The organism is Catenulispora pinistramenti, assembly GCF_018274385.1.
In the GTDB taxonomy this organism is placed as follows: Bacteria; Actinomycetota; Actinomycetes; order Streptomycetales; family Catenulisporaceae; genus Catenulispora; species Catenulispora pinistramenti.
The window spans coordinates 25,768-47,960 of the sequence record NZ_JAAFYZ010000032.1; the positions used below are offsets into that span (position 1 = coordinate 25,768).

A 22,193-nucleotide genomic window follows, 5' to 3' on the forward strand; every position below is an offset into this window, starting at 1 on the left:
GACAGGCGGTTCCGCAGCGGACCGATCGGGATCGTCCTAGGCGCGGTCTTCGTTCAGGAGTCGCTTCTGATGATCGTCGCCGCCTAGACGACCTCGATCCCGTCGATCTCGTCCTCCGACCCGTCCTCGGCGAACGTGTCGAAGTACTCGTCGTCCTCCTCCTCGTCGCCGATCACGTCGAACCGGCAGACGGTCCGCTCGGGGTCGGTGTCGGAGAACGGGTCGTCGAACCACTGCTCGTCGCCGATCGTCTCCGGATCGGCGGCCAGGACCCAGGTGGTGCCGTCGGCCGGGAGCAGGCCGAGTTCGTCGGAGCGGTTGTGGATCTCGTCCGGGTCGAACACGTCGAACAGCGCGGCCAGCGAGCCGGCGACGGTGTTGATGTCCACCTCCGGGTCGACCGCGCCGGCGGCCAGGGCACGGGCCGCGCCCAGCAGCCGCCCGGGGTGCTCGATCTGGTAGTCGCGGCGGATCAGCACGCTGATCGCCTCCGGGTTGTCCGGGTCCGCGGCCACCTCGGGGTACTGGCTCGGGATCTCGAACGGGGTGACCTCGTTGTAGGTGTCGTACAGCGAGTCGTCGTAGGCCTCGGCGGCGGCGGCCATGGCCAGGAACGCCGCGCGCACGGCGGGGTCGCTCTCGTCCGACCGGCCTTCCACCGCGGCCAGGTGAGCGTCGATCGCGGCTTTGAGGACGTCGGCGGCGGTGCGGACGTCGGCGGCGGTGGGGGCGGTCGGTTCAGACATGAGGTAGACGGTATCCGGTCTTGGCCGTGTCGGCTCGCAATACCCGCGTGCATACCGACAAGAAGGCATGGACTTGTCAGTCCCATGGACGACGCGGCGGCGGCTCGGTAGCGTCGCTGCAGGCGAGGCGGTCGCCCGGCCGCCGCACGGACAGCAGGGGGCGCACATGCGCGCGTACCACGTCACCATCGGCGCGTACGAGTTCGCCGCCACCGAAGAAGGCCCGCAGACCGGTCCCCCGGTGGTGCTGTTGCACGGCTTCCCGCAGACCCCGGCCAGCTGGCAGGCCACCTCCCGGCTGCTGGCCGCCGAGGGCATGCGCACCATCGCCCTGGAGCAGCGCGGCTACTCCCCCGGCGCGCGCCCGACGCAGGTCGCCGAGTACCACGTGGACCGCCTGGTCCAGGACGTCATCGGGCTGCTGGACGCGCTGCACCTGCCGACCGCGCACCTGGTCGGCCACGACTGGGGCGCGATCGTCGCCTGGCACGCCGCGGTCGCGCACCCGGACCGTTTCAGGACGTTGACCGCGGTCTCGGTGCCCCATCTGCGCGGTTTCTACGAGGTGCTGGCCGATCCGGGGCCGCAGGGCGAGGAGCAGCGGCAGCGGTCGGCGTACGTGCAGCTGTTCCGGATGGAGGGCGAGAAGGCCGAGGACGTGCTGCTGGCGAACAGCGCCCGCGCCCTGCACGACCTGTTCTCCCCGCTGCCGGAATCGGCGATCCTGCCGCACTACGCGGCCCTGGGCCGGCGTGCGACGCTGACCGCCGCGCTGAACTGGTACCGCGCGATCGACGTGAAGCAGTCGGTGGCGCTGGCGAACGTGACGATCCCGACCACGTTCGTGTGGTCCACCGAGGACATCGCGATCGGCCGCCCGGTCGCGGAGCGGTGCGCACAGTTCGTCGAGGGGCCGTACCGGTTCGTGGAGCTGAACGGGATCAGCCACTGGATTCCGGATCAGGCGCCGGAGGAATTGGCGCGCGCCGTGGCCGACCGCGTTCGCTCTGTTGAAAGCTGAGGAGCAAACGCCGCTCCAGGCGTGAATCCGGTCACAGCTACCGCTCGTAAGTCGAGAAACCGTGGCGCGGCTTGGAAAACTGATGAGCGTATGACTACGCCGACGCCTGAAGACCGCGACGAACGCGGCGAACCTGCCCCCCGCCACCACATCGACCTGTCCGTCACCAAGATCGCCGCCGGTGCCTGCGCCGCCGCCCTGGCCGCCGCGGTGGGCTCGAAGCTGGGAGTGGCCGGCACCATCGCCGGCGCCGCGGTCGCCAGTGTGGTGGCCACCTCGGCCAGCGCGCTGATCGGGCACTCGCTCGAGCGCGGGAAGACGGCGGCTCGCAAGGCGATGCCGGTGCTGGATCCGGAGGCGTACACGACGATCTTGTCGCGGGCCCGGATCGAGCGGGAGTCGGCGGCCGAGCATGATGCGGCGGACCGGGAGGCTCGGACGCATCTGGTGCCCGATGAGCGCACGGCGGTTGACGCGACTCGGGTCGATGCGCCTCGGTTCGGCCATTCCCGGGCCGAGGCGACTCGGGGCGGCCAGACCCGGGCCGATGCGACTCGGTTCGGCCAGACCCGATTCGGCCAGACTCGGGGCAGCCAGACTCGGGTCGATGAAACCCGCGTCGACGAAACCCCCGTCGAGATGCCGACCGGTGTCCTGAGCAGCGATCTGGACCAGACGATCGCGCTGCACGGCGGCACGCTCTCCGTGGCGAACCCGAACGCCGAGACCGTGGTGCTGCCGACGATCACAGCCGGTGCCGGTGCTGATAGCGCGGCCGGTGGCGCGGCCGGTGGCGCGGCGCGCACGTGGAAGGACCGCCTCCCCGGCCGCAAGCCGATGATCGCGGCGGCGATCGCGAGCTTCGTCATCGGCACCGGTGCCGTCACCGCCCTGGAAGTGGCGCGCAAGGGCGAGTTCCCCGGCTACCACGGCAGCGTGTTCGACCCCGGGACCGGCGGCAACTCGAACAACCAGCAGCCCGCCCAGCAGGATCCGAGCGGCACCGGCGGCACTCACAAGCAGAGCACGCCGTCGCAGAAGCCGGATTCGCCTTCTTCGAGCGGGTCCGGGTCCGGGTCCAGCGGGCTGCCGAGCAACACGCCGCCCTCGACGCCGTCGCCGTCGGGTTCCGGGGCGAGCACGCCTTCGGCGCCGTCTTCGACACCGTCGAGCAGTCCCTCCACGTCCCCGTCCTCGATCCCGTCCACGCCGCAGAGCAGCGGCAGCAGTAACGGACCGACGACGCCGCCGACTTCGTCCGCCGGCGGTAACACGCCGAGTACGGCCAACACCGGGGCGGGCAAGGCCACGCCGAGCGGCGGCGCCGCGGGCTGATCCGCGACCAAGCCGGCGGTATACCTGCGGGCCAGGGCCGCGGCTGGATAGCGTGCCGGTCATGGGTATGGGTTGGGATGTCTATGTGTGCGGCGTCGACGGCGCGCCAGCGGTGATCAGCCTGGATCTGGACCTGCGGGAGACCGCCGAGCGCGGCACGCACCCGCAGCGTCTGCACGTCCGGCACGCCTTCCACGCGCCGCGCGCCAACGGCCTGCCCGACGGCACCGAGAACGACGCCATGTACGCCCTCCAGGACACGCTGGTCGCCGCGCTGACCGAGGAGACGGACGCGGTCTACCTGGCGTGCATGAACAACCACGGCTATCGCGAGCACTTCTTCCACCTGCCCGCGCACAGCGACGGGCGCACGGTGGTGGCGAAGGTGGAAGCCGAGTCGGCGGACTACGAGCTGGAGACCTTCAGCGAGGACGACCCGGCGTGGGCGTACTACACGGAGTTCCTGTGGCCCGACCCGCGCACGATGCAGTACCTGATGGACCGGCGCGTCCTGCAGTCGCTGGCGGAGAACGGGGACCGGCACGACCTGCCGCGCTCGGTCGACCACTGCCTCGACGTCCCGGACGAACGCAGCGGCCGCGCGCTGCTGGCCGAGGCGCAGGCGGCGGGGTTCGGCGGGAGGGTGCGGGCGCAGGAGGGGCGGTGGCAGGTGCTTCTGGAGCGGGACGACGCGGTGGAACTGGACCACATTCACGGCGTGGTGTGGGGGCTGTGCGAAATGGCGGAGCGGTATGGCGGTGGGTATGACGGGTGGGGATGCTTGATCGCGAAGTAGTGCGGCGGAACCGCGATCAAGCCTCGGGCGTGGGCAAGCCGGCGGCCAGCACCTCGGCGACGTGCCACACCCGGCGCTCCGCCACCGCCTGCTCAACCTGCGTGCGGCAACTGAACCCGTCCGCGACGAGCAGCGTGTCCGAGGAAGCGGCGCGGATGGCCGGCAGCAGATTCAGCTCGGCGACGGCCATCGACACGTCGTAGTGCCCGGCGGTGACACCGAAGTCACCGGCCAGGCCGCAACAGCCGGACACCACCGTCGCCGCCACCCCGGCGCGCGCCAGCAACTCCACCTCCGCCTCGCCGGTAGCACCGCTCGCGTACTGATGGCAGTGGATCTGGATCAGCGCCTTGTGACCGCTCCAGGGCGAAGCCGGCGGGCGCCAGTCGGGAGCGTGCGCGGCCAGGAACTGCGCGGGCCCGGTCACCAGCCCCGCGGCCCGCGCCGCCAACGGATGCGACGGCAGCACCTCGGTCAGCTCCTCCCGCAACGCCGCCGCACAACTCGGCTCCGGCACCACGATCGGCAATCCGGCCTCGATCGCGGGCCGCATCAGCTCCAGCGTGCGGGACAAGACCCGGCGCGCCACGCCCAGCTGACCGGTGGAGATCCAGGTCAAGCCGCAGCAACCGGTACGCGGCGGCACCACGACACGGAATCCGGCCGAGCGCAGCACCGCGATCAGCGCCTCGCCGACCGCGGGGGTGAAGTTCTCGGTGAAGGTGTCGGCCCACAGGACGACCGAGCGCGTGCCTGACAGCGTGTGCAAAGCAGAACCCGACCAGGCGCCGGCAGGAGCACCCGTCTCTTGGGCCGCTGCCGAGCGCACCACTGGATCAGCCGCCGATCCGGCTGAGGCGGCACCGGCATGGGGCAGTGGACCCACCCGCCGTCCAGACTGCAAGGCTTCCGCCCGCACCGCATCCGCCCGCGCCCGCCGGAACGACCGCACCGCGAAACGCGGCAGCGCCCGCTCCCCCGCGATCCCCCCGGCCCGCTTCAGCAGCGGCGCCAGCGGCGAGGCCATCAGCCGGTTCACCACCCGCGGCGCGAAGCCCGCCAGCCGCGCCCACACCGGCAGCCAGCCCAGCGAGTAGTGCGCCGCGGGCCGCACCCGGCCCCGGTAGTGCTGGTACAAGACCTCCGTCTTATACGCCGCCATGTCCACCCCGACCGGGCAGTCCGTCTTGCAGCCCTTGCACCCCAGGCACAGGTCCAGCGCGTCCAGAACCTCCGGCGCCGCGTAGCCGCCGCCGACCGCGCGGCCGTCCAGCATCTCCTGGAGCACCCTGGCACGTCCGCGCGTGGAGTCCTTCTCGTCCCCGGTCGCGCGGAACGAGGGGCACATCACCCCGCCCGACGCGCTGCGGCACTTCCCCACTCCCACGCACCGCCGCACCGCGCGCCCGAAGTCGCCCTCGTCCCCGGCCAGCGCCAGCTGCGGCGGCGCCGCCTGCATCACGCGCGGGGCCCGCAGGTCCGCGGCGAAAGCGCGCGGCGCCACCAGGATCGCCGGGTTCAGCACCGCGGCCGGGTCGAACGCCGCCTTGAACTCCGCGAACGCCGCCAGCAGCTCAGGGCTGTACATCGCCGCCAGCAGCTCCGAGCGCGCCTGCCCGTCGCCGTGCTCGCCCGACACCGAGCCGCCGTGCGCCACCACCAGCTCCGTCGCGGCGGCCGTGAACTCCGCGAACTGCTGCCGCCCCGACCCCGTCTGCAGGTCGTGGTCGATCCGGACGTGCAGACACCCCTCGCCGAAGTGCCCGAACACCGTGCCCCTGCGCCCCGCGCTCCGCATCAGCGCCTCGAATCCGCGCAGGTAGTCCGCCAGCCGCTCCGGCGGCACCGCGGCGTCCTCGAAGCCCGGCCAGGCCTCGGCCCCGCCCGGCGTCCGCGTCGCCAGCCCCGCGCCGTCCTCGCGGATCCGCCACAGCTCCCGCTGCTCGGCCGGGCCGAGGACCACCCGCGTGGCGTGGGCCCCGGCCAGGTCCGCGACGACCGACGCGGCCTGCTCCGCCGTCGTCTCGATGAACAGCCAGCCGCCGCCCTCCGGCAGCGCGGCGGGCAGCGGCCGCTTGCGCCGCGCCGACCACACCTCGGCCAGCTCCGCGCCCAGCCCCTCGATCGCCGAGGGCTGATGCGGCAGCACGGCCGGCACGTCGGCAGCCGCAGCGACCATGTCCGGGTAGGCCGCCACCACCAGCACCGGCTCCCGCAGCACCGGCACCAGCCGCAGCTCGGCGCCGAGCACCGCCGCGAGCGTCCCCTCCGAACCGACCAGCGCCTTGGCGACGTCGAAACCGTTCTCCGGCAACAGATGCTGCAAGGCGTAGCCGGAGACCTGGCGCGGGAAGCGGCCGAGTTCGGCGCGGATCGCCGCGTCGTGCCGCGCGACCAGATCCCGCAGCCGGGAGTCGAGCGCTGCGACGCCGCTGGTGCCGCGCCGCACGGTGGTCCTGGTGCCGTCCGCCAGCAGCACGTCCAGCGCCAGCACGTTGTCCGCGGTCGTCCCGAACGCCAGCGACCGGGCCCCGCAGGCGTTGTTGCCGATCATGCCGCCGATCGTGCAGCGCGACGCGGTCGACGGGTCCGGCCCGAAGCGCAGCCCGTGCGGGGCCGCCGCGGCCTGGAGCGCGTCCAGCACGACGCCCGGCTCGACCCGTGCTGTACGCGCCGCGGCGTCCAGCTCTAGCACCCGCCCGAAGGACCGCGAGCAGTCCAGCACCAGGCCCTCGCCGATCGCGTTCCCGGCCACCGACGTGCCGCCGCCACGCAGCGTCACCGGCACGCCGTGCGCACCGCAGATCCGGACCGCGGCCTCGACGTCGGCGGCGGAGCGCGGGAACGCCACGCCGCGCGGCACGTGCCGGTAGTTGGAGGCGTCCGCGCTGTACTCGGCGCGTCGCCGGGTCCCGAAATCGACGTCCAGACCGGCCTCCGTCAGCGCCCCGCGCCAGGCGCGTTCGGCCAGGTCGGGAACAGAATCCGGGCTTTCACCCGGGCCGGTGGCGGAGGACTTCGCGCGGGAGGATCGGTCGGGCACGCTCCCAACGTAGCGCCCCGTCGCGCGGGTGGGCGTGGCGTGGCGTGTCCCGGGGGCGGACCGGACCGGCGGCGAGTAGGTTCGGGAGCAGACCCGCAAACCCCCGCCTGGCCGCTGCCGGCCGGCTGAAGGAGGCCCGCGATGAAGATGACGGACTACGTCCCCGGCACCCCGTGCTGGGTGGACCTGATGACCACGGACCTGGACGGCGCCAAGGCCTTCTACGGGGGGCTGTTCGGCTGGACCGCGCAGGTCGCCGACGACCCGGCGGCCGGCGGCTACGTCCTGTTCGAGCTGGACGGCGTCCAGGCGGCCGGCGGGATGAAGACCATGTCGGCGGACCAACCGACGGCCTGGAGCACCTACGTGGCGGTGACCGACGCCGACGCCACGATGGCCAAGGCCACCGCCGCCGGCGCGCAGCCGATCGTGGCCCCGATGGACGTCACCGACGTCGGCCGGATGGCGATGTTCGCCGACCCCACCGGCGCCATCCTGGGCCTGTGGCAGCCGCGGAGCATGAAGGGCGCCGGCGTGGTCAACGAGCCCGGCGCGCTGACCTGGGACGAGCTCAACACCCGGGACGCCGCCGCGGCCAAGACCTTCTACGCCGCGGCCTTCGGCTGGACGGCCGAGACCAGCGCCATGGGCGAGGGCATGGAGTACACCGAACTGCAGGTCGACGGCCGCACGGTCGCCGGGCTGATGGAGATGGACGACGAGCACTTCCCGAAGGAGACGCCGCCGCACTGGGCCGTCTACTTCGGCGTCGCCGACTGCGACGCCTCGGTGGCCAAGGTCGGCGCGCTCGGCGGCACGGTCGTGGTGCCCACGACGCCGATCCCGCCGGGGTGGTTCGCGGTGTGCCAGGACCCGCAGGGTGGGTTCTTCTCGCTGTTCGAGGCGAAGGAGCCGGCCGGCGCCGCGAGCTGAGGCGACATAGGGCTCACGCAAGCCGGTTCACAGGCCCCGCCGGATGCCGATCACGCGTCCGGCGGGGCCGCACTGTCATCTCCCGGCGCCGGCCCCGTCGGACGCCAGCAGGTCCTCGGGACGCTGGGACGGGCTGGACTCGTCGACGATCAGCCCGTCGCGGATGAACACGATGCGGTCGGCCCACGCCGCGTGCCGGGACTCGTGGGTGACCAGCACCCCGGCCGCGCCGGCGTCACAGCGCTTGCGCAGCAGGCCCAGGACCGTCTCCCCGGTCTCGCTGTCCAGCGCGCCGGTCGGCTCGTCGGTGAGGATCAGGCGGCGCTCGCCGATCAGGGCCCTGGCGATCGCCACCCGCTGCTGCTGGCCGCCGGACATCTCATCCGGGAACCGGTCGGCCTCGGCCCGCAGGCCCACTTCCTCCAGGGCTGCGACCGCCTCCTGCCGGGCCTTGCGCGCCGACATGCCGTCCAGCTCGCGCGGCAGGGCCACGTTCTCGGCGGCGGTCAGGGCCGGGATGAGGTTGTAGTCCTGGAAGACGTAGCCGACCGAGCGACGGCGGATCGCAGCGAGCTGAGTCCTGCTCTGCGAGGCCAGCGCCGTGCCCTCGATCACCACCTCGCCGGTGGTCGGCATGTCCAGCCCACCGGCCAGCGACAGCAGCGTGGACTTGCCCGAACCCGAAGGCCCCATCACCGCCACCAGCTCACCCGGCGCGACGGCCAGGTCGATGCCGCGCAGCGCGTGCACCTCGGCGGCACCCTTGCCGTGCACCCGGGTGACGGTGCGCAACTCCAGCACCGGTCTTGTCGTGGTCTCCCCGTTCATCGCTGTCACGGTCGGTACCGTATTCGCTCGCCGCCGACTAGGCGCGCCGGTGTCTGAGGCCCCTCAGTCCGGGACCAGCTGCCAGGACGCCGGCAGCGCCGCGCGCACCGCGTCGACGGCCGCGGGGGTCCGGCCGTGGACCCACAGCCACGTCCCGCCGCCGTCCTCCCGGATCAGCACGTCGGGCCCCTGGTACCAGCGGATCGGGCGGCCGTCGGGCGCGCTCCACTGCGGGATGCCGGGCAGCCCGAGCGGTTCGTAGCGCGATTCCAACAACGAGCCCTGCTCGTCCCAGTCGAACTCGGTCGTGTCGTAAAGCCCTCGGGCCGGGTCCTTGGAGAACATGGCTTCGAGCAACACCATCTCGGCCGCCAGGATCGACAACCGATCCGTGAACGGCGCCCACCGCCCCCGGTCCTGGACGACCGTCGGCGGATCATCCCGGTCCCGCCCCAAGTCCCAGAGGCGCACGCCCCAGCTGGTGCAGCCCTGATTCTCCCGCCGGAACACCAGCGCCTCGCGGGCGTCGTCGACGTGCAGCTCATCGGGCGGTAGCAACCGATCCTGCCACCGCGTCAGGTCATCACGCGCCCCGAACAGCAGGTACGCCTCGCGCAGCGCGGCGGGCAACACGAGACCGAGGCGGGCCTCGACCGCGTCGAGCCGGGCGGCCTCCACGCCGTCGCCGGGGCGCAGCGGCTCGCTGTACGCGGCCGCGAATGAGCGCACGAAGTCCCAGGTCTGGTGGCGATCGTCGAAGGCGCCGTGCAAATAGCCGTCTTCGGTCATGCCACGACGGTAGCCACTGGCCCCGACAGCGGGCCCGCCCCGACCTACGTCCGCACCCGCACCCACACCCCCTAATCAAGACATGTAGTATCCCGGTTATGCAGATGGGTGAAGGCGTCGAGTGGGGCCTGCACTGCCTGGTGGCACTGGCCTGGCTGGATGACCACGCGCCGGTGGCGACGGGGCGGCTGGCGGAGATCTTCGATCTGCCGCCGGAGTACCTGAAGAAGCGGCTGCAGCCGTTGGTGCGCACCGGGATTCTCACCTCGACGCCCGGCGCGCGCGGCGGCTACTCGCTCGCGCGGCGGCCGGAGGAGATCACGCTGATGGACGTCGTGGCGGCCGTGGAGGGGCGGGACGAGGCGTTCCGCTGTACCGAGATCCGGCAGCAGGGGGCCGGGACGTTGGCCGCGCCGACCGAGTTCGGGGACGCGTGCGGGGTGGCGCGGGCGATGCGGCGGGCGGAGACGGCGTGGCGGCGGGAGTTGGCCGCGCAGACCGTCGCCGACGTGATGGGGATGGCACCGCCCGGCGCCCCGGTCCGCATGCGCCGCTTCTACCAGGACATCACCCTCTGACTCCCACCAATCAGCCCGGCCGCCTCGGCCGGGCTTTCGCGAAAGGTGATTCGGGATGCCTAATGTCTCGATACGAAGCGTCTCGATACAACGTGGAGGACGTGGAGGACGTGGAGGACGTGAAGGACGTGAAGCCAGCCGTGAGGACAGTCGAGACGGGCACCAGCCCCGCACCGCGGGCAACGGCCTGGGCCGCACCCTCGTCCTAGCCCTGGGCACCTTCGCCGTCGGCACCGACGCCTTCGTCCTGGCCGGCTTCCTCCCCGACGTCGCCGCGTCCCTGCACACCTCCACCGCGAGCGCCGGCCAGGCCATCACCGTCTTCGCCGCCGCCTACGCCATCGCCTCCCCGGTGGTGGCCACCCTCACCGCACGCTTCCCCCGCCGCGTCCTGCTGGTCGCCGCCCTCGCCGTCCTGGCCCTGGCCAACGCCGCCTGCGCGCTGGCCCCGAACCTGCCGTTCCTGCTCGCCGCGCGGGTCCTGGCCGCGGCGGGCGCCGCCGGGTACACCCCGACCGCCGGCGCGGTCTCGGCCGCGCTGGTCCGCCCGGAGCTGCGCGGCCGCGCGCTGTCGGTCGTGGTCGGCGGGCTGACCGTGGCGACCGCGCTCGGCGTGCCGCTCGGCGACGCGGTGGGCTCGGTCATGGGCTGGCGGGCGGCGCTCGGGCTGGTCGCCGGGCTCTGTCTGGTCACCGCGATCGCCGCCGGCTTCCTGATGCCGACGCTGCCGGGCTCGGCCCCGGTCCCGCTCTCGGCACGCCTGGCCGCCCTGCGCCGCCCCGGCGTGGCGACCGTGCTGCCGCTGACCGTCCTCGGCATGGGCGCCGCGTACATCGTCTACGCCTACGCGATCCCGGCCCTGCGCACGCTCGGCATCGGCGGCAGCGGCACGGCCTGGATCCTGGCCGCGTACGGGGCCGGCGCCATCGTCGGCAACCTGGTCGCCGGGATCGCCGCCGACCGGCTGGGCCCGATCCGCGTCCTGACGGCCGGCTACGCGCTCATGGCCGCGAGCATGGCAGCCTTCGCACTCCTCGCCGCCTCCGGCGTGCACGCCCCGGCCCTGGTCGCGCTGCTCGCGATCGCCTGGGGTGCGGCGACCTGGTGTCAGACCCCGCCGCAGCAGCACCGCCTGTTCACGGCCGCGCCCACCGAAGCGCCGCTGCTGATGGCGCTCAACGCCTCGGCGATCTACGTCGGCATCGGGCTCGGCACCGCCACCGGCGGCCTGCTGGAGTCCTCCGGGACGGCGCGGATGTTCACGGTCGCCACGGTGGTCGCCGGCCTGGCCGTCGCCTGGCTCGCCACGACCGCGCGCATGGCCGAGCGCACAACCGAGCGCATGACCGAGCAACACGCAAGGGTGACTGAGCAAGCTCGCTGATGGGAACCTCGGCCCGGCCGCGCCACCTCTGGTTTACCCTCACGGGGTGACCGGCCGACCCCACCTGCTCCGAACCGCCGCGACGATCGGCGTGTGCGCCGCGATCCTCACCATGTCCGCGTGCGGCGGCAGCACCAGGGCGAAGATCGGCGCGGAAACCACCGCGCTGCCCGCCGCCGGCGTCAGCCTTTCCGCCTCGGCGACCCCGTCCCCCGCCGACCAGGCCGCACTCCAACGCGTCGTCCCGGCGCCGACCACCGCCACCGCGGCCACCGGCACCTTCACGCTGACCAGCGCCGCCACCATCCACGCCGATCCCGGCGCCGAACCCGTGGCCACCGAGCTCGCCGCCTACCTCAAGCAACAGACCGGCCTGGCCCTGCCAACGACCGCGAACACCGACGCAGGCATCCGACTCCTCCTGCGACCCACCGGCGGCGACCCGGCCCTCGGCGCCGAGGGCTACACCCTGACCACCACCCCGACCTCCGTCACCCTCACCGCCGCCACCGACGCGGGCCTTTTCCACGGCGTGCAGACCGTCCGCCAACTCCTGATCGGCGACAAGCTCCAGGCCGGCACGATCACCGACCACCCCCGCTTCGCCTACCGAGGCGTCATGCTCGACGTCGCGCGCCATTTCTTCAGCGTGGCCGACGTGAAGGCCTACATCGACGCCGCCGCCCTGTACAAGGTCAACGAGTTCCACCTGCACCTCAGCGACGACCAGGGCTGGCGCCTCACCGTCCCGGGCTGGCCGAAGCTGGCCGCGGTCGGCGGCTCCACGCAGGTCGGCGGCGGGCACGGCGGCTACTACACGGCTGCCGACCTGAAGGAGATCGTCGACTACGCCGCCTCCCGCTCCATGACCGTGATCCCCGAGATCGACATGCCGGGGCACGTCGGCGCGGCCGTGTATGCCTACCCCACGCTGGCCTGCGACGGCCGCCGCCACGGCCCGGTGACGTCGGTCTCCCCCGGTTACGACGCCCTGTGCCCGTCGAGCGAATCAACATACAGATTTGTCGATTCAGCGATGAAAGCGGCGGCCGACGCCACCCCCGGCTCGCCTTACCTGCACCTGGGCGGCGATGAAGCCCAAGCCCTGAACCTGACGCGGTACAACGCCTTCGTCCAGCGCGCCCAGAACCTGGTCGCCGCACACGACCGCACGCCGATCGCCTGGGCCGAGGCCGGCACCGCGCCGCTGCTGCCGCAAACGATCCTCGAGTACTGGAACACCGGGCAGCCGCAGCCCTCCGTCCTCCAAGCCGCCGCCAAGGGCACCAAGCTGATCATGGCCCCGGGCGACCACGCCTACCTCGACCAGCAGCCGGTCGCCGACTTCCGCCTCGGCCTGCACTGGGCCGGCTACGTCCCGGTCTCCAAGGCCTACGACTGGGACCCGGTGACCGTGCTGCCGGGCGTGTCCCCGTCCTCGGTCCTCGGTGTGGAGGCACCCTTGTGGACCGAGACGGTCAAGAGCCTGGCCGACGCCGAGACGCTGGCCTTCCCCCGGCTGCCGGCCATCGCCGAGATCGGCTGGTCCGCGCCGAACACCCACGACTGGCCGGGATTCTCGCACCGGCTGGCCGATCAGGCGCCGCTGTGGGACAAGCTGGGGATCGCCTACTACAAGTCGCCGGAAGTCCCCTGGGGCTGATCGCCTGACCCGGCGAGACGGCCCTGCGGCCCCGCGGCACGGCCCTGCGAGACGGCCCAGTTAAGACTTCGCAGAGCCCGCCAGGCGACTACAGCACCCCGCGCAGATGCGCTACGCAAACCTTCCGATGCAGTACTCGAACATACTCCGGTAATCCTGGTCACCATGATCTGGAAGGTAGCCGTCCGCATCGCCCGGCGAGAGGCCCTGCGCCACAAGGGCCGCTCGGCGCTGGTCGCGGCGATGCTAGCGCTGCCGGTGGCCGGGGCGAGCGCGGCCGACACGCTTTACCACACCACCAAGCTGACCACCGTCGAGCAGTTGCAGCGCGACCTCGGGCACGCCGACGCGCTGGTGTCCTACGTCGCCCCGACCCCGATCGAGCAGCTGCCGGACGGCACCGTGCCCGGTTCGGCGCAGGCCGGCGGGATGCTCAGCGGTGCGCTGCAAGGGGTGCAGGTGGCCTCGCCGGTCGACTCCGGCGTGCTGCCCTCGGGATCGCGCGTGGTGCCGTTGCCGAACCAGCAGGAACTGCGCGTCGAGGCACCGCAGGGGGCTGATTCGGTCCCGGTCGTCGAGCGCGATCTCGGGGACCCGTTGCTGTCCGGGCTCTACGTCCCCAAGGCCGGCCGGGCCCCGCGCGCCGCGGGCGAGGTGACGCTGTCCACCTCGCTGCTCTCCTCCCTCGACAAGCACATCGGCGACCAGCTGACCGCCGAGTTCCTCACCCCCGGCCAGGTCCCCGACAAGAACGGGCAGCTGCCCAAACACCAGCTCACCATCGTCGGCGAGGACGACGACCCCGCGCATCTGGACGCCGACGAGGTCATCGCCTACCCCGGCACGCTCCCGGCCGTACCGGACGACGCCGGTCCGACGCAGTGGCTCGCGCAGATACCCGGCGGCCTGAACTGGGCCCAGGTACAGAAGCTGAACCAGGGCGGGTACTCCGCCGAGTCACGCCTGGTCGTCGAGAACCCGCCGCCGGACTCCGCGGTGCCGCTGATGCAGCACTACCACGCGGCCTCGGTCGGCAGCAGCCGGCTGACCCAGGCGCTGCTCGCGGTCGGCGCTGTCGGCATCGTCATGGCGCTGCTGGAAGTGGTGCTGCTGGCCGGACCGGCGTTCGCGGTCGGAGCCCGCAAACGGCGCCGCGACTTCGGGCTGATGGGCGCCGCCGGGGCCGACCACCGGATGGTGCGCGCCGTGGTGCTGGCCGACGGGCTGGTGCTGGGCGCGGTCGGCGGTGTGGTCGGGGCGCTGGCCGGGATCGGGCTGGGGCGGCTGGCGCTGCCGGAGGCCGTGGACTTCACGCACCGCGAACCCGGGGCGTTCCGGATCGCGCCGGGCGACCTCGCGGGCGCGGCCCTGATCGGGGTCGTCACCGGACTGATCGCCGCCCTGATCCCGGCCGTGATCACCGGCCGGCAGCAGGTGCTGGAATCGCTGACCGGCGGCCGGCGCGGCGCCCGGGGCGTGCCGTGGAAGCTGGCCACGCTCGGCGCGGTGATCCTGGCCGCCGGGCTGGCCGCGACCGGATACGCGGTCTTCCGGCCCGGGATCCACACCGTGCCGCTGGTCGGCGGCATCGCGGTGTCCGAACTCGGGGTGGTGGCCTGCACCCCGCTGCTGGTCGCGCTGACCGGCAAGCTGGGCCGGCTGCTGCCGCTGACCGGCCGGATGGCGTTGCGCGACAGCGCGCGCAACCGGGGCCGCACCGCGCCGGCGGTCGCGGCGATCCTGGCCGCCGTCGCCGGTTCCACGGCCGTGGCCACGCTGCTCACCACCAACGACGCCCAGGGCCGGGCGCAGTATCACAGCACACTGCGACCGGGGCAGGTGGCGCTGATGTTCGGGGCCGCCGCCCAGCAGCAGGAAGAGCAGCAGTCCGGCGGAAGCCTGCGCTACAACGGCACCCCGACCGGCCCGGACCTCACCCCGGTGGACGCCGCCAAGGCGATCGCCGCGATCAGCGCCGTGCTGCCGGTGCGCTCGGCCGCCGTGATCCCGACCCAGGACTACAACGGCTTCGTGCCGGTCAGCATCGTCGTCAAACGCACCCCGGCCAACGACTGCCCGTTCTTCAACGGCAACGGCGGCGCCGTGGTGCTCCCGCCGGGCCAGGGCGGCGAGTCGATGATCCAGTCCGATCCGCGCTGCCAGGCCGCCTTCGGGGGCGGCCAGGTGGTGCCCGGGGACGCCGCCACGCTGCGCGCGCTCACCGGCACGGTCGACCCGCAGGCCGAGAAGATCCTCGCGGCCGGCGGCATGGTGGTCTTCAGCCCCTTCGACCTCACCGGGACAGCTCCCGCCGGCGGCGCCCCGAGGGCGACCATCGCGCTCCAGCGCGACTGCCCGCCGGCCGGCCTGGACCTGCCGGACGACCTGCGCAGCCAGTTCGCGCCGTATTGCGCCGGCCCGCCGCCGGCCGATCTGACCCTGCCGGCCGCGGTGGCCAGGACGAAGGACGGCAGCGCGGTCAACGGCGTCCGGGCCCTGATCCCCCAGTCCGCGGCCGACAAGTACCGGGTGAAGTACGTGCCGTCGATGGTCCTCTTCGACACGACCCGGATGCCCACCAAGGCCGAGCAGGAGCGCGCGAACGCCGCCGCCGAGTCCCTGGGCACCACCGCGCTGCTGGACGTCGAGCGCGGCTACCAGGGCGGAAACGACACCACGATGCTGGCCCTGGCCGCCGTCGCGGCGTTCGTGACGCTCGGCGCCGCGGCCATCTCCACCGGGCTGGCCATCACCGACGGCCAGGCCGATCTGGAGACCCTGGCCGCGGTCGGCGCGCGGCCGCGCATGCGCCGCGCGCTGGCCGGATCGCAGGCCACGATCACGGCCGTGCTGGGCACCGTACTGGGCTCGGCGACCGGTCTGGTGCCGGCGGTCGCGATCGTCGAGGCCCGGTCGCACAGCTTCGTGCAGTCGGCGTTGCAGGGGCGCTCCGGGCACGGTCTTCGAGGTCTGATCGGCGGGGGCCCGACGGTCCACGCGCAGAGCTATCTGACGATCCCGTGGACGTTCTTGATCGGCACGATCGTGATCGTTCCGATGCTCGCCGGGATCGCAGCGGCCCTGGTCACACGCTCGAAGATAGAGATTCGGCGACGACGGGGATAAGGCGAGCCCGGCGCGGGCAATTGGAGAGCGGCCGGATGGCGCGCGCCTGGCGGGCGCGCCATCCGGTTCGGGTACGGGGAGCTTTCAGGGGTGTGCTGAGGGTGATCGGCGGGGCTGCTCGGCGACCGTTCCCGGCGGCCGTTACCGGTCGCGGCCGTTACCGGTCGCGGTCGCTACCGGTCGCGGTCGCTACCGGCCGTGACTGCCACCGGTCACGCTCCGGCAAGCGACGGCGGCAGATCGCGCACCACGACCTTGCCGGTGGCGTTGCGCGGCAGGGCGTCGACGAACACGACGTCGCGCGGCACCGCGTTGCCCGGCAGGTACCGGGCCACGACGCCACGCACCTGGGGCGCGGTCATCTCGGCGCCGGGGCGGACCACGACATAGGCGGCGAACCGCTGGCCCTGGTCGGCGTCGGGCACGCCGACCACCGCCGCTTCCCGGATGTCCTGCACCGAGGCCAGCAGGTCCTCCACATCGCGCGGGAACAGCTGCTCACCGGCGCACACGATCATGTCGGCGTCGCGGCCGTGGACGAACAGCCGCCCGGAGGAGTCCAGATGGCCGCGGTCGTTGGTGGCCATGTAGCCGGCCCGGTGTTCCTTGGTCCCGCCGCTGGTGTAGCCCTCGAACAGCAGGTTGTTCCAGACGAAGATGCGGCCGGTGACGCCGCGCGGCACGACCTCGCCGCGGTCGTCCAGCACCTTCAGCCGGGAGTCCAGCGGCGGGCGGCCCGCGGTGTTCGGGGCGATGCGCAGATCCGCCGGCTCGGCGATGGCGGCCCAGGAGACCTCGGTGGAGCCGTAGAAGTTGTAGAGGACGTCGCCGAAGACGTCCATGAACGCCGTGACCAAAGGCGTCGGGATCGCCGAACCGGAGGTCGCCACGATCCGCAGCGAGGAGGCGTCATAGGAGTCGCGCAGCTCCGGCGGCAGTTCCATGATCCGCTGGAGGATGACGGGGACGCCGAACACGACCGCGCATCGCTTCTCTTCAATGGCCTGGAGCGCGGCCTTGGGCTCGAAGCGGCGTTGCAGGACCAGGGTATTGCGAAGCGCCATGCTGATCTGCAGCCCGGCCAGCCCCCACATGTGGAACAGCGGAGTGGCCACGAGCACTGATTCCCTTGCCCGCAACGGTATTCGGGAGATGAGCCCGGCCGCGGCGGACAGCCCCGGCGGGTTCGCGCGCTGGGCGCCCTTGGGCGCGCCGGTGGTGCCGGAGGTCAGGACGATGATCCGGCCCGGGCGCTGGGGCGGGCGGCGCTTGGCGGCCGAGGCGGCGGCGATCACGTCGTCGACCGTGGCGGTGCCGGGGGCGCGCTGCGCGGAGTGGCTGAAGGACCGGCCGGCGCCCGGTCCGGCGCCCAAGCCGGCCCCCGATCCGGCGCCGTCCGGCCAGGCGACGAGGAACGGCACGCCGAGCCGGGCGGCGGCGACGTGATCGGCGAACTCGGCGTCGGCGATCACCACGGCCGGCTCGTGCGCGCGCAGCACCTCAGCGGTGGCGCGCACGGTCAGGCCGGTGTTGACCAGGACGACGTCCGCGCCGAGTTCGGCGGCGGCGACCACCGACTCCACGAACCACGCGTGGTTCCGGCACAGGACCGCCACCCGGCTGCCCGGGGCGGCTCCCAGCCGCTCCAGACCGTTGGCCAGCCGGACGGCGCGCTCGTGCAGCTCGCGGAAGGTCACCGAACGCTGCTCATCGATGACCGCGAGCCGCTGCGGCGAGCGGGCCACCGCGGCCCGGTAGCCGCCGGCGACGGTGGCTCCCCACCGGGCCAGGCTCAGCAGCTGGCGGACGTTGCGGTCCGGGCGTGCCGGGGAGGCCACCCCCGAGCGCGTCAGGATGCGCAGCACCCGCAGGCTACTGCCCTTCGGGCCGGTGATCTCGCTGGGCTCGGCACGGCTGACGGACATGGTGGCGGGGCCCTCCTGTCGGGGTGACGGATGGCTGGGCGTTCGTGGGGTTCGCAGTTTTCCGGTTCCGTTCGGGAGTCGGCCGCTGACAAGATCGGCAGACGGTTATCCCGCAGACCGGGTTTCATTCACCGTTCAGTCCGCCACCGTTCAGTCCGCCAGCAGCCGGTTCACGACCTTGCCGGTGGCGTTGCGCGGCAGTTCGTCCACGAAGTGCACGTCCCGGGGCACCGAGAAGCGGGCCAGCCCGGCCTTCACCAGGGCCTTGACCTCCTCGGCGGTCATCGTCGCACCGGGCAGCAGGGCGACGTAGGCGGCGAAGCGCTGGCCCCATTCGGCGTCCGGCACCCCGACCACCGCGCACTCGCGCACCCCGGGCTGGGCCGCGATCAGCTCCTCGACCTCGCGCGGGAAGACGTTCTCGCCGCCGGAGACGATCATGTCGTCGTCCCGGCCGGAGACGAACAGCAGGCCGTGCGGGTCGACGTAGCCGCGGTCGCCGGTGGCCATGTAGCCGTCGGCGGTCTCCTTGCCGGCCCCGTTGGTGTAGCCCTCGAAGAGCATGTCGTTCCAGACGAAGATGCGCCCGACGGTGCCGGTGGGGACCGGCTGCCCGGTGGCCACGTCCCGGATCACGATCTTGGAGCCCAGCGGCGGACGGCCGGCCGTGGTCGGGGCCTGGCGCAGGTCCTTGGGGTCGGCGATGGAGGCCCAGGAGACCTCGGTGGAGCCGTAGAAGTTGTAGAGGACCGGCCCGAAGGTGTCCAGGAACTTGGTCACGGCCGCGGCCGGGATCGCCGAGCCGGACAGCGCCACGACGCGCAGCGTGGAGGTGTCGTACTTCTTGATGACGTCCTCGCCGAGATCCAGGATCCGCTGCACCATCACCGGCACCGCGAACATCGCCGTGGGCCGCTTGCTCTGGATCGCCTTGAGCGTGGCCTCCGGGTCGAAGCGGCGCTGCATGATCAGCGTGGCCCGCAGCGGCATGGCCATCTGCAGCGCGGCCAGGCCCCAGGAGTGGAACATCGGGGCCGGCACCAGGATCCGCTCGCCGGCGTGCAGCGGGATCCGGCTCAGGATCGAGGCCGCGGCGCCGATGCCCGGCGGGTTCGGGCGGCGCGCGCCCTTGGGGGCGCCGGTGGTGCCGGAGGTGAGCACGATGATGCGGCCGGGCTTGGCCGGCGGCTTGCGCTGCGTGGCCGGGGCGGCCTTGATGACTTCATCCAGGCTCAGGGCGATCGCCGCGCCGTCCTCGGGCCAGGCGTTGATCCGCAGCGTGCCGTCCGGACAGTCGGCCAGGACCGCGTCGAACTCGCTGTCCGCGATCACCGCCTTGGGCTGCTGCTCGGTGATGACCTGGGCCATCTGGCCGGCGGACAGGCCGGTGTTCAGCAGGACCGCGTCCACGCCGAGTTCGGCGCAGGCGATGAAGCAGGCCACCATGCCGGCATGGTTGCGGCACAGCAGCGCGACCTTGTCGCCGGGGGCGACGCCGCGCTCCTGCAGGCCGTTGGCCAGCCGGGTGGCCCGGGCGGTGAGCTGCTTGTAGGTGAGCACGACCCGCTCGTCGATGACCGCCTCGGCGTTCGGGGTGCGCGCGGCCGCCGCGCGAAAGCCCCCGGCGATGGTCGCGCCCCAGTTCATGAGCGCGCGCAGCTGCGGGACGCTGCGGTGCGGCGGCCCGGGGCGGAGCACGCCGGCCCGTACCAGGGTCGCGACCACCGCCAGGTGGGAGCCGCCGCCGTCGATGGTCGCGCCTGCCGGGCCGGGCATGGTCGGTACCTGCTTTCGTCCGTGGAACCAGGTCGGTCGGCGCGCGGGGGCCGGGCGGGGGTGTGCGTCCGCGCCGAAACGCCGCTCGCTCGAAGTTACCCTCCGGTAAATTGGAGCCGACGTCAATACCTCCCCCGCCCTCCGACAGCCCGGGGCCAGACGGGTGAATATCATGGTGTTGAGAATGTACGGGAGCCCGCCGCGGGCCTAGAAAGGACTCATGCGACCGCACTTCCCGCGTCCTCGAACCCTGCGACGCCGCGCGGCCCGGCTGCTGGCCGCCGCCCTGCTCGCCGGCCCCGCGGCGCTCGCCGCGGCCCCGGCGCACGCGGCATCGGCTCCGGCCTTCTCCTCCGGTGTCAACGACTTCGGATGCCGGCCGAGCGCCGAACATCCACGGCCTCTCGTATTACTGCACGGCACCTTCGTGAACCCGACCGAGCAGTGGCTGATCGGCGGGCCCTACTTCGCCGAACTCGGATACTGTGTGTTCGAGCTCGACTACGGTCAGTACGACGGCATCCCGCTGGTCCACGGGATCGGGCCGATCGAGCGATCGGGACGTCAGCTGGCGGCGTATGTCGACCGGGTGCTGGCCGCGACCGGCGCGAGCCAAGTGGACATCCTGGGGCACTCCCAAGGCGGCGGGGCGCTGCCCCGGTACTACCTGAAGTTCCTCGGCGGCGCGCCGAAGGTGCACACCCTGGTCGGGATCGCGCCGACCAACCACGGCGGGACCGCATCGGGGATCTTCACGCTCGCGCAGCAGATTCCGGGCGCCACGCGGGTGATCGGGACGGCGTGCCCGGCGTGTGTGGAGCAGTTCGTGGGGTCGGCCTTCAACCGGCGGCTCGACGCCGGCGGGGACACCGTGCCCGGGGTTCAGTACACGACGATCGTGACCCGGAACGATGAGTTGGTCACGCCCTACACGAACCAGTTCCTGTCCGGGCCGAACGTGCACAACGTGCTGGTGCAGGATCTGTGCCCGCTGGACGTGTCGGACCACGTGCTGGTCGGGACGGTCGACGGGGTGGCGTTCCACGAGGCGGCGAACGCGCTGGACCCGGCGCACGCGACGCCGACGACGTGTGCGGATCTGCTGACGGGGGTGGTCGGGGCGCTGATCTGAGCGCGGCCGAACGCAGTCACCGGAGCACCGCGGCCACCAGGTCCGAGCCCAACGCCGTCGTCGCCTGCAGGTCCAGCCGGTAGTGCACATACCGCCCGCGCCGCTCGGCGGTGAGCAGCCCGGCCTTGCGCAGGACGGCCAGGTGCCGTGACACCTCCGGCGGCGTCAGGTCCCAGGCCTGCGCCAGCTCGCCCGTGGTGTGCGCGCCGCGGGCGAGCGTCCGCACCAGCCGCAGCCGCACCGGATGCGCGAGGGCTTCCAAGCGCGCCTGCATCGTCTCCAGCGACACCGCCTGCGCCGCACTCGGGTGCGCGACCGGGTACTGCACCACCGGACGCCACCCGGCGGCATGCACCGCGACCAGGTGCGGATGCCCGTAGACGCTGGGCAGGAAGGTGACCCCGGCCTCGCCCGCGCTGGTCGCGTTGTCCTGCAGCTTGTCCACGACGATCGCGTTCCCCCCGGGCTCCAGCCGGACCATCGCCGACACGGCCGCGAGCGCGCTGCCGACACCCTGCCGCGCACGCAGGTCCGCCTTCTGCCGCGTGTCCGCGGTCAGCTGCGCGACGAGGCCCGGCCAGGCGGCGTCGAAGAACTCGGCGGCGCACCACTGCAACGTCTGCCGCACCCGGGCCCGCACCGCCGCCGGGTCCGCGAGCAGCCGCTCGGCGAAGCCCTCCTGGACCGCACCGCGCGCCTGGGCCAGATCCAGGGCCCACTCGCGGGCCCGGGGATCGGCCAGCGGCGAGCGGCCGGCGAACGTGACCCGGTTGCTGCCGCAGGTGGTGACGAGCGCCGAGGTGACATAGGCCTCGTCGGCGATCCGGTCCACATCGTCGAGTTCCTCGGCCAGGGTCGGTGCCGGCCGGGCCGGAAGCAGGAAGTCCGCCCGGGAGGAGCGCCACAGGAACTCGGCTTCCTGGAGCCGCTCGGTCAGCTCCGGCGGGAGCGCCGACCGTACTGCGGCGACCCAGGCGGCCAGGTCCGGGTGGTGCTCGGTGGCGGCCAGCGCGTGCAGCATCGAGGTCAGCTCGGCCAGCGGGGAGACGGCGAACCGGACGCGGTCCGGCGCCAGGCCGGTGATGTCGATGCGCAACGTCATGTCCACCATCATCGCA

Annotated in this window: 16 protein-coding genes; 9 read left to right on the forward strand and 7 right to left on the reverse strand. The window is 72.9% G+C overall.

The annotated features are described in order from the left end of the window. Window positions 1-83 precede the first annotated feature (83 nt). The gene (locus tag KGQ19_RS12390) at window positions 84-746 is read right to left on the reverse strand and encodes a hypothetical protein (protein ID WP_212009250.1); all 663 of its coding nucleotides are present in this window, start codon (window positions 744-746) and stop codon (window positions 84-86) included. Between the two features lie 166 nt (window positions 747-912). On the opposite strand from KGQ19_RS12390, the gene KGQ19_RS12395 reads away from it, so the two are divergent. The 3 genes from KGQ19_RS12395 to KGQ19_RS12405 all read left to right on the forward strand — a co-directional run bounded on the left by KGQ19_RS12395 (window position 913) and on the right by KGQ19_RS12405 (window position 3,898). Beyond that, a complete protein-coding gene (locus tag KGQ19_RS12395; RefSeq protein WP_212009251.1) occupies window positions 913-1,767 on the forward strand; it encodes an alpha/beta fold hydrolase in 855 nt (284 codons plus the stop codon). Window positions 1,768-1,857: 90 nt separating this feature from the next. After that, window positions 1,858-3,102 (forward strand): hypothetical protein, encoded by a 1,245-nt coding sequence (locus tag KGQ19_RS12400; RefSeq protein ID WP_212009252.1) that lies wholly within the window; start codon window positions 1,858-1,860, stop codon window positions 3,100-3,102. A 61-nt stretch (window positions 3,103-3,163) separates the two neighbouring features. Then, entirely contained in the window at window positions 3,164-3,898 is a 735-nt protein-coding gene (locus KGQ19_RS12405; protein ID WP_212009253.1) for a DUF695 domain-containing protein, read from the forward strand. A gap of 16 nt (window positions 3,899-3,914) precedes the next feature. On the opposite strand, the gene KGQ19_RS12410 is transcribed toward KGQ19_RS12405, so the two are convergent. Next, a complete protein-coding gene (locus KGQ19_RS12410; protein ID WP_212009254.1) occupies window positions 3,915-6,941 on the reverse strand; it encodes an FAD-binding and (Fe-S)-binding domain-containing protein in 3,027 nt (1,008 codons plus the stop codon). A gap of 141 nt (window positions 6,942-7,082) precedes the next feature. Between KGQ19_RS12410 and KGQ19_RS12415 the strand changes: the two genes are divergently transcribed. Next, window positions 7,083-7,874: a VOC family protein gene (locus KGQ19_RS12415; protein WP_212009255.1), complete on the forward strand. Its 792-nt coding sequence runs from the start codon at window positions 7,083-7,085 to the stop codon at window positions 7,872-7,874. 75 nt (window positions 7,875-7,949) lie between these two features. Here KGQ19_RS12415 and KGQ19_RS12420 read toward each other — a convergent pair whose 3' ends face one another. Next, window positions 7,950-8,702, reverse strand: a complete 753-nt coding sequence (locus KGQ19_RS12420) for an ABC transporter ATP-binding protein (protein WP_212009279.1) — start codon at window positions 8,700-8,702, stop codon at window positions 7,950-7,952. A 63-nt stretch (window positions 8,703-8,765) separates the two neighbouring features. Continuing rightward, window positions 8,766-9,491: an SMI1/KNR4 family protein gene (locus tag KGQ19_RS12425; protein ID WP_212009256.1), complete on the reverse strand. Its 726-nt coding sequence runs from the start codon at window positions 9,489-9,491 to the stop codon at window positions 8,766-8,768. Window positions 9,492-9,589: 98 nt separating this feature from the next. On the opposite strand from KGQ19_RS12425, the gene KGQ19_RS12430 reads away from it, so the two are divergent. From KGQ19_RS12430 to KGQ19_RS12445, 4 genes are all read left to right on the forward strand, one after another. After that, window positions 9,590-10,069 (forward strand): RrF2 family transcriptional regulator, encoded by a 480-nt coding sequence (locus KGQ19_RS12430; protein ID WP_212009257.1) that lies wholly within the window; start codon window positions 9,590-9,592, stop codon window positions 10,067-10,069. A gap of 55 nt (window positions 10,070-10,124) precedes the next feature. Continuing rightward, on the forward strand, window positions 10,125-11,453 hold the full coding sequence (locus tag KGQ19_RS12435; protein WP_212009258.1) for an MFS transporter: 1,329 nt from the start codon (window positions 10,125-10,127) through the stop codon (window positions 11,451-11,453). A gap of 46 nt (window positions 11,454-11,499) precedes the next feature. Continuing rightward, window positions 11,500-13,116 carry a beta-N-acetylhexosaminidase gene (locus tag KGQ19_RS12440; RefSeq protein ID WP_212009259.1) on the forward strand — a complete coding sequence of 539 codons (1,617 nt, stop codon included), beginning with the start codon at window positions 11,500-11,502 and terminating at the stop codon, window positions 13,114-13,116. 165 nt (window positions 13,117-13,281) lie between these two features. Beyond that, complete coding sequence (locus tag KGQ19_RS12445; protein WP_212009260.1) at window positions 13,282-16,242, forward strand: FtsX-like permease family protein; 2,961 nt, start codon at window positions 13,282-13,284, stop codon at window positions 16,240-16,242. A 212-nt stretch (window positions 16,243-16,454) separates the two neighbouring features. On the opposite strand, the gene KGQ19_RS12450 is transcribed toward KGQ19_RS12445, so the two are convergent. Together KGQ19_RS12450 and KGQ19_RS12455 are read right to left on the reverse strand one after the other, a co-directional pair. Further along, window positions 16,455-18,167, reverse strand: a complete 1,713-nt coding sequence (locus KGQ19_RS12450) for an AMP-binding protein (RefSeq protein WP_212009261.1) — start codon at window positions 18,165-18,167, stop codon at window positions 16,455-16,457. A 150-nt stretch (window positions 18,168-18,317) separates the two neighbouring features. Next, entirely contained in the window at window positions 18,318-19,943 is a 1,626-nt protein-coding gene (locus KGQ19_RS12455; RefSeq protein ID WP_212009262.1) for an AMP-binding protein, read from the reverse strand. A 220-nt stretch (window positions 19,944-20,163) separates the two neighbouring features. Between KGQ19_RS12455 and KGQ19_RS12460 the strand changes: the two genes are divergently transcribed. Continuing rightward, on the forward strand, window positions 20,164-21,075 hold the full coding sequence (locus tag KGQ19_RS12460) for an esterase/lipase family protein (RefSeq protein ID WP_212009263.1): 912 nt from the start codon (window positions 20,164-20,166) through the stop codon (window positions 21,073-21,075). A gap of 16 nt (window positions 21,076-21,091) precedes the next feature. On the opposite strand, the gene KGQ19_RS12465 is transcribed toward KGQ19_RS12460, so the two are convergent. Further along, window positions 21,092-22,177 carry a DUF5937 family protein gene (locus tag KGQ19_RS12465; RefSeq protein ID WP_212009264.1) on the reverse strand — a complete coding sequence of 362 codons (1,086 nt, stop codon included), beginning with the start codon at window positions 22,175-22,177 and terminating at the stop codon, window positions 21,092-21,094. Between the last annotated feature and the right edge of the window lie 16 nt (window positions 22,178-22,193).